This window comes from Synechococcus sp. R55.2 (assembly GCF_047462075.1).
Taxonomy (GTDB): Bacteria; Cyanobacteriota; Cyanobacteriia; order Thermostichales; family Thermostichaceae; genus Thermostichus.
Genome location: NZ_JANSIH010000085.1, coordinates 25,926 through 33,187, shown reverse-complemented (window position 1 = coordinate 33,187; position 7,262 = coordinate 25,926). Strand labels below are relative to the sequence as shown.

Genomic DNA, 7,262 nt, shown 5'->3' with positions numbered 1-7,262 from the left:
CACCACTAACACCTTATCGGGCCGTTCGTAGGGAGCATAGCCAACATACCAAGCGTGGGATCGCCGCGGCGGATCCTCTGCGGTGCCGGTTTTACCAGCCGTTGGGGGAAATCCTGGCCCCAGGTTGGCGTTGCCGCCGGTGCCGTAAACCACGACATCTCGCAGCCCCTGCTGCAGAATCTCCAGCGTGGCAGGGGAGAGCCCCACCTTCTGACGCAGCGGCACAGGGCTTTCCGGGATCACCTGGTGCGAGAGCAAGGGGCGCACCCGCCAGCCCCCATTGGCCACTGCCGCCGTTACCACCGCCATTTGCAGCGGCGTAGCGGTAATAAATCCCTGGCCGATGGACATGTTGACCGTGTCGCCCACATACCAGGGCTCGCGCCAGTGGCGCTGCTTCCACTCGGCATCGGGCACCAGGCCAGCAGCCTCCCCTTTGAGGCCGATCCCGGTCAGTTGCCCCAGCCCGAAGCGGCGCGACCATTCTTGCAAGGGGGCAGCCTTGGTGCCGAGGGCGATTTGGTAGAAAAAGGTGTCGCTGCTGTAGGCCATCGCCTGCCGGTAGTTCAGCCGCCCGAAGCCGGCCCGGTTCCAGTCCCAAAAGCGCCACCCTCCCACCTGGATGTAGGGGCCGGTCTGCAGCACCGTATTCGGGGGAAAGGCTCCCGACTCAATCCCGGCAGCGGTGGTGATGATTTTGTAGGTGCTGGCGGGGGGATAGGGCCGCAGGCCGCGGTTGAGGAAGGGAAAATCCTGCTGCTGCAGGCTCTCCCACTGGGCTTGGGTGATGCGGCTGGAAAAGAGGTTGGGATCAAAGGTGGGGTAGCTAGCCATGGCCAGGATCGACCCATCGCGGGGATCCATGGCGATCACCGCTCCTTTTTGCTGGCCGAGGGCTCGCTCTGCCGCCTGCTGCAGCCGCACATCCAAAGTGAGCTGCAGGGTGTTGCCCGGTTGGGGCGCTTGTTCTCCCAGCACCCGCAGCACTTCCCCCATAGCGTCCACCTCCACCTGTCGCCCTCCCCATTGGCCGCGCAGATGGCTCTCAAACAATTCCTCCACTCCCATCAGGCCAACGATATCCCCCAGGCGATAGCTGGGATCCGCCCGCAGTTGTTCCTGCGAGATCTCGCCGGTGTAGCCCAGCAGGTGAGCAGCCAAGTCGCCATGGGGATAAAACCGCACCGTCTCCGCCTCCACCATCACCCCCGGCAGCTCGCGGCTCATCTCCTCCAGTTGAATGACCACCTGGGGGCTGGCGTTGCGCAGGATGCGCACGGGAAAAGGGGAACGATATCCAGCCTGTTCTAGCTTTTGGGCGATCTCCTCAGGGGCGATGTTCAAGTAGTCTGCCAACTTGGGGATCATCTCCTGCCAGCGCTGCCGCGACTGCACCAGAGGCCAGAGGAAGACCGAGTGGGACAATCGGCTGCCCGCCAGCAATACACCGTTGCGATCCACAATGCGCCCGCGTTCTGGCGGCTGGGGCAACAGGCGAATGCGGTTGGTATCGGCCAACTGGCGGTAATACTGGGTGCGCGCCAACTGCAGGTAGGCCAGACGGGATCCTAGCCCTCCGAACAGCAGCAGACTGGTCAGCAAGAGCAAGACAACGGCCCGATAGCCTTGCCCCACCGTTTTGGCCGATGCGGATCCCAGCCAACGAGGACTACCGCCGTCCGGCAGGGGTGGGGGAAGTACCCGGCGGGGGGCAGGCGGTCTGGAATGGGGGGAGAACAGGGCTTGCGGATCCCGTCCTGCCAAGGTGTGGGGGCTTCGCGCGGCGTTGCTGACGGGGTAGAGTTTGGCCATGAAATTGCCAGAAGAATTGCAACCGATACACCCAAAATCGAGAGGAGATGCCCGCTCTCGGGCAGGCAGTCTCAGCATCCATCCAGTATCCCTGGCTGCGGCAAGCCTCGTCCAGGAGTGGCAGCGTGGATAGAGCAGAACAACAACGGCTGCGCCAGGCTGCCTGGCTGATGGTGGGCAATGGCCTGCGCCTGGGGTTGTCCGGGGCCTATTTCATCCTCTTGGCGCGGCTGTTGGGGCCGGAAGCCTTCGGGGTTTTCTCCGCCATCTTGGCCTGCAGCAACCTGGCCGCCCCGTTTGGCTATTTGGGCCAATCGGAACTGCTGATCCAGCGCCTCAGCCGGCAGGGATCCCTGACTTGCACCCAGGGGGTTGGCCCCAGCTTATGGCTGGCGGGATTGGGCTGTGGGGGGATGGCGCTGGTGTTGTGGCCCCTCTTGAGCGTTTGGCTGGCCGGGACGCCGGCAGCGGTGGTGGGGGTATTGCTTTTGAGCGATCTGCTGTTCATCGCGGTGCCAGAGGTGTACAGGGGGATCCTGATCGGGAGAGAGCAGGCTGCTGGGGTAGCCCTCATCGACACGGGCATGGCGCTGGGGCGATTGGGGGCAGTGTTGTTGGCGGTGGCCTTGGGCTGGGGATCCCTGGCACAATGGGCCATTCTGTACAGCCTGATGGTGTTGGTCGTGCTGCTGCTGATTGCGGGGGGGATGGGACGGTGGAGCGAGCCTTCTCTCCCCTTGGCCCTGAGCTGGAGAGATCTGCGGGAACGGCTGACAGCGGGCTGGGACTTTGCGGTGGGGCTGGCCGCGGTGAAAACCTTCACCGATTTGGACAAGCTGCTCTTGCCCCGTTTGGCCTCAGCAGCAGCGGGGGGTCTTTACAGCGCTGCCTACCGGGTGATCAACTTCTCGCAAACGCCGATGATCGCCCTGCTCACCAGCCATTTTGCCGAGCTGTGCCGCCAAGGCCAAAAAGGACTCCCACAAGGCTGGCGCTACGCCTGTCACCTTTCCCCTTGGGTGGTGGGCTACGGCAGTTTGGCCGCCCTGGGGCTGGCGCTGGGATCCTACGGGATCCCCTGGGTGTTGGGATCGGCTTACCGGGAAACGGCCCTCATCCTGCGTTGGCTCAGCCCGGTCATTTTGCTAGAGGGGATCCACCTTTTGCTGTCTCACCTGCTCACCGGGGCAGGGTTGCAAAAGCCCCGCAGCCGTCTGCAACTGATGGCTCTGGGGCTGAATGGGCTTTTGAATGCGGTTTGGATCCCAAGGTGGGGTTGGCAGGGGGCGGCCCTAGCGACCTTGCTGTCGGAGATGGCCTTGGTGCTGGCTTTGCTGCTGTTGATTGGGGGGCGATTGCACGCTCTGCAGAGATCTGGGCCTAGGGAGCCTTAACAATTTTGTAGGTGGCTTTGGCATCGGGGCCAAAGGTGATCACATCCCCCGACTTGAGCTGGTGGGTGGTCAATTTCTGGCCGTTGATCAACAAGCCATTGGTGCTGGGGCGACCTTCCAGATCCCCATCCAAAATGCGGTAGCAATATTCTCCCTCTCGCTCGGCGGGAATCCGCAGCAGCATGGCGTGGTAGCGGGAGGCATATTGAGAGTTGAGACAGATGTCGTTCGCCAAGTCCCGACCGATGAAGTATTTGGCGGATCCCAGCACCTGGGTACGGCGGCCATCTCGGTCTTCCACGATCAAGATGTGCTGGTGGGTACCGGAAGGAGAAGGCACAGATTCAACCATACTTCCGCTGTCAATACCAGTGTTTAACCGTACCTCAAACTATACCGAAGTTTAGCCTTCTTCCTGCTATCGCTGGGTCTGCAGAATCGCTCATCCAGCGCCCCAGAACTCTCGACCGATCCAGTGGGCTAGCGAGGAACATTCTGGAGCAATGAGCCGACCCATCCGGGGAAGAGGGTGTAAGCTCCTACCGCCCATTGGGCCATGCCCACCACCACCTCTGACTTGGACTGGCGAGCGGCATCCCAAATGGCTTCGGCAACTTCTTCCGGCTGGCTGACCCAAAAACTCTCCAGCGCCTGTTGCATTTGCTCACGGGCTTTGCCACCTGAGGTTTGGGCTTGGCTGTCGGGAGAGGACGCTGGCCCCACCTCATCCAGAAAAATGGCTCGCTTGAGGAAATTGCTGCTGACGATGCCCGGATGGACGCCAATTACCTGGATCCCTTGGGGTTGCAGTTCCAGACGCAGCGCTTCTGTCAGCCCACTGACCGCGTACTTGCTGGCACAATAGGCGCTCATCTGGGGCAGGGGCATTTTGCCGCCAATGGATCCCACGTTGATGATCTGGCCTTTTTTGCGCTTCAACATGTCGGGGAGCACGGCTCGGATGGTGTGGAGGTAGCCCCAAAAGTTGACCGCCATCAAAGCCTGCCAGTGTTCCAGGGTAGTTTGCAAAAAAGGGCCACTCATGCAGATGCCGGCGTTGTTGATCAGGCAATCGATGCGGCCATAGCGTTCCAGAGTTCTCTCCACCAGGTTTTGCACCTGTTCTGGCTGCGTGACATCGGTGGGAACGGCCAAGACCTCGGCGTTGAGGCTTTGCTCTAGGTCGATGGCAGTTTGCTTCAGGGTTTCGGCAGTGCGGGCAGCCAGCGCCAATCGGTAACCCCCACGGGCAAAGGTAAAGGCAGTAGCTCTGCCGATGCCTTCAGAAGCGCCTGTAATTAAAACAACATCGGCCATCCTGCTTCTCCGTAAATCTGGACTGGGATCCCTCTACCTGTTGTAGCTTCTCCGAGAGTTAGGGATCCCTGCTTGGCTGAGGGCTTAAGATACTGAACAATAGCGAAGATAGGGTGTATGGCCTCTACCTACTCATTTGACATCGTCAGCGATTTCGATCGGCAGGAACTGGTGAACGCTGTAGATCAAGCCCGGCGGGAGATCAAACAGCGCTACGACCTCAAGGATACTCAGACGGAAATTGAGCTGGAGGAGGGATCCCTGACCATCACCACCGCCAACGACATGGCCCTCAACTCCATTCGGGATCTGCTTCTTACCAAAGCGGCCAAGCGGGGTCTATCCCTGAAGATCTTCGACTTCCAACCCCCAGAGAGCGCCGGCGGCAACCGAGTGCGCCAGGTGGTTCACCTGAAAAAGGGCATTGATGCCACACTGGCCAAACAGATTGCCAAGCAAATCCGCGACAACTTTAAGAAAGTGCAGCCTGCCATTCAAGGGGATCTGGTGCGCGTTTCCGGCAAGGATAAAGACGAGCTACAGGCGGTCATTCAAATGCTTAGGCAGCAGGACTACCCGGTGGCGCTGCAATTTGTCAACTATCGATAGGGATCCTCTGGGCTTCCGTATCTTTCCCCTCAACCCCTCTTGCAAGATTAGAGATCTCAGGATCTGTGAAATGTTGGGTTTAATGGCTGCTGGAAATGGTGATGGCCTACGCTCCTCAAAGCTTGAGTTTTCGGCCAATTGGGATAGGGGGCTCTGGTGAGAAATCTTGTGAAAGTAACCGTCGGAATCAAGCCAGTAAGTCCTTGAGAATCTCATTGGAAAATAGCCAGCCATTGGGTGGGATCAGCCGCAGCCGACCCGCCTCGCAACTGGCCCAGCCCTTCTCGAAATAGGGATCCAGCTTCTCCAAAGCTTGCTCGACCTTTGGGTGGCCAAAACGCTCTTGCAAATGGCCCAAATCCAGACCTTCCTGTAAACGCAGCCCCAACATCAAAGTATCCATCCAAACTTCCTCTGGAGATGCTTCAGGAGGGAGGGGGTAGACTCCAGCTTTCACCTGCTCAAAGTAGTGGTAAAGGGTTTTGGGTTGCTGAATGCGCCGTCCACCCTCGTAGCCAACGGATCCCATACCAAAGCCAAAGTAAGGGCGATTTTCCCAGTACACTCGGTTGTGGCGACAGGCGTAGCCGGGGCGGGCAAAATTGGAGATTTCGTAGTGGATGTAGCCCGCTTCGGTGAGCAGCTCCCGCGCCATCACGTACATTTCAACCGTGGTTTCCTCGGTGGGCAAAGGCGCATCTCCCGGTCGGTACATCCGGCCAAATCGGGTTCCCGGCTCAATCGTCAGATCATAGATGGAGACGTGGGGAGGGTTAATTTCAATGAGAGCTTGCAAAGAGTTGTGCCAATGCTCCAAGGTTTGGTAAGGCAGCCCAAAGATCAAATCCAGATTGAAATTATCAAGGCCCACCGCTTTGAGATCAGATACAGCCTCGTAAACTTCTTCTACCCCATGCAGGCGGCCACAAGCGGCCAGCAGCTCCGGTTGAAACGCTTGTACCCCCAAGCTGATGCGGTTAACCCCCAATGCCCGATAGCCCGCCAACTGATCTCGGGTCAGGGTGCCGGGGTTGGCCTCCAGAGAAATCTCGCAGTCGGGATGAAACGGGATCCTCTCCCTCAATTGAGTCAAGATCCGCCCCAGTTGCTCCACCGTCAGCAGAGAAGGGGTGCCACCCCCGAAAAAAATGCTGGTCAACGGTCTGGGATCCCCGGCCAGATGGCGGTAGCGGTAGGAGCTGCCGATCTCTCGGCAGAGCATTTGCACGTAAGTTTCTATCAACTCTCGGGTGCCCAAGCCCGTGGCAAAATCACAGTAGTGGCAGCGCTGCCGACAAAAAGGGATGTGCAGGTAAGCTGCTTCAGGCCAATCAACCTGGTCGCGGCAGCATTGCAGAGCAGTATCGGTCGGAGTGGGATTGTGCAAAGCCGTTGCCACAGCCATGGGTCAGCTCAAACGGGATAGAACCACTATACTGATAGACTCCGAAACTCCTCACGAGGAGGGATCCCATGGGAGCTGTGCGCCTGGCGGTAATCGACTATGATGCCGGAAACTTGCATTCGGCTTGCAAAGGCTTGGAGCGTGCCGGGGCAGAGGTGCATCTGGTAACAGAGCCGGTCGGGCTGGAGCGTTTCGACGGGATCATCCTGCCGGGAGATGGGGCTTTTGATCCGGCCATGCAGCAGTTGCGAGAGCGAGGCTTTGTGGATCCCATCCGGGAGGCGGTGCAGCGGCAGCAGCCCTTCTTGGGCATTTGCATTGGTTTGCAGGTTTTGTTTGAGAGCAGCGAAGAGGGGGTGGAACCGGGGCTGGGCATCGTGCCCGGACGGGTGCAGCGCTTTCGGCCAGAGGCGGGCCTGCGCATCCCTCACATGGGCTGGAATCAACTGCAACTCACCCAAGCCCACTCTCCCCTCTGGGCAGGGATCCCCGATCAAACCTGGGCCTATTTTGTCCATTCCTATCACGGTGTGCCCAGCGATCCAGCCTGGGTGGCTGCTACCACCCAACACGGCAGCCAAACCTGTGTAGCCGCTATTGCCCGCGGCACCTTGTTTGCTACCCAATTTCACCCAGAAAAGTCCGGCCCCTACGGCTTGAAGATGCTGCGCAACTTTGTCGAGTTTGTTGCCCGTTGTTCCCCCTTATCTGCTCCCAGAGCCTAG

The 7,262-nt window shown here is 59.4% G+C and carries 7 protein-coding genes; 3 read left to right on the top strand and 4 right to left on the bottom strand.

Annotation, left to right across the window (positions count from 1 at the left end):
- The coding region (mrdA, locus tag NW838_RS03215; protein ID WP_414427487.1) for a penicillin-binding protein 2 at positions 1-1,890 on the bottom strand (1,890 nt) is incomplete at its 3' end.
- Between the two features lie 47 nt (positions 1,891-1,937).
- Between mrdA and NW838_RS03210 the strand changes: the two genes are divergently transcribed.
- The gene (locus tag NW838_RS03210; protein ID WP_414427486.1) at positions 1,938-3,206 is read left to right on the top strand and encodes a lipopolysaccharide biosynthesis protein; all 1,269 of its coding nucleotides are present in this window, start codon (positions 1,938-1,940) and stop codon (positions 3,204-3,206) included.
- On the opposite strand, the gene NW838_RS03205 is transcribed toward NW838_RS03210, so the two are convergent.
- Positions 3,193-3,558 carry an FHA domain-containing protein gene (locus NW838_RS03205; RefSeq protein ID WP_011432528.1) on the bottom strand — a complete coding sequence of 122 codons (366 nt, stop codon included), beginning with the start codon at positions 3,556-3,558 and terminating at the stop codon, positions 3,193-3,195. The two genes, NW838_RS03210 and NW838_RS03205, sit on opposite strands and share 14 nt — an antisense overlap.
- A gap of 128 nt (positions 3,559-3,686) precedes the next feature.
- Positions 3,687-4,523, bottom strand: a complete 837-nt coding sequence (locus tag NW838_RS03200) for an SDR family oxidoreductase (protein ID WP_414416261.1) — start codon at positions 4,521-4,523, stop codon at positions 3,687-3,689.
- Positions 4,524-4,640: 117 nt separating this feature from the next.
- Here NW838_RS03200 and NW838_RS03195 point away from each other — a divergent pair, with 117 nt between their 5' ends.
- Positions 4,641-5,132, top strand: a complete 492-nt coding sequence (locus NW838_RS03195) for a YajQ family cyclic di-GMP-binding protein (RefSeq protein WP_011432526.1) — start codon at positions 4,641-4,643, stop codon at positions 5,130-5,132.
- Positions 5,133-5,319: 187 nt separating this feature from the next.
- On the opposite strand, the gene hemW is transcribed toward NW838_RS03195, so the two are convergent.
- Entirely contained in the window at positions 5,320-6,537 is a 1,218-nt protein-coding gene (hemW, locus tag NW838_RS03190) for a radical SAM family heme chaperone HemW (protein WP_414427485.1), read from the bottom strand.
- 68 nt (positions 6,538-6,605) lie between these two features.
- Between hemW and hisH the strand changes: the two genes are divergently transcribed.
- Entirely contained in the window at positions 6,606-7,262 is a 657-nt protein-coding gene (hisH, locus tag NW838_RS03185) for an imidazole glycerol phosphate synthase subunit HisH (RefSeq protein ID WP_414356491.1), read from the top strand.

Coding starts and splice junctions, on each gene's coding strand:
- hisH (WP_414356491.1), top strand. CDS start 6,606: ATGGGAGCTGTGCGCCTGGCGGTAATCGACTATGATGCCGGAAACTTG.
- NW838_RS03200 (WP_414416261.1), bottom strand. CDS start 4,523: ATGGCCGATGTTGTTTTAATTACAGGCGCTTCTGAAGGCATCGGCAGA.
- NW838_RS03195 (WP_011432526.1), top strand. CDS start 4,641: ATGGCCTCTACCTACTCATTTGACATCGTCAGCGATTTCGATCGGCAG.
- hemW (WP_414427485.1), bottom strand. CDS start 6,537: ATGGCTGTGGCAACGGCTTTGCACAATCCCACTCCGACCGATACTGCT.
- NW838_RS03205 (WP_011432528.1), bottom strand. CDS start 3,558: ATGGTTGAATCTGTGCCTTCTCCTTCCGGTACCCACCAGCACATCTTG.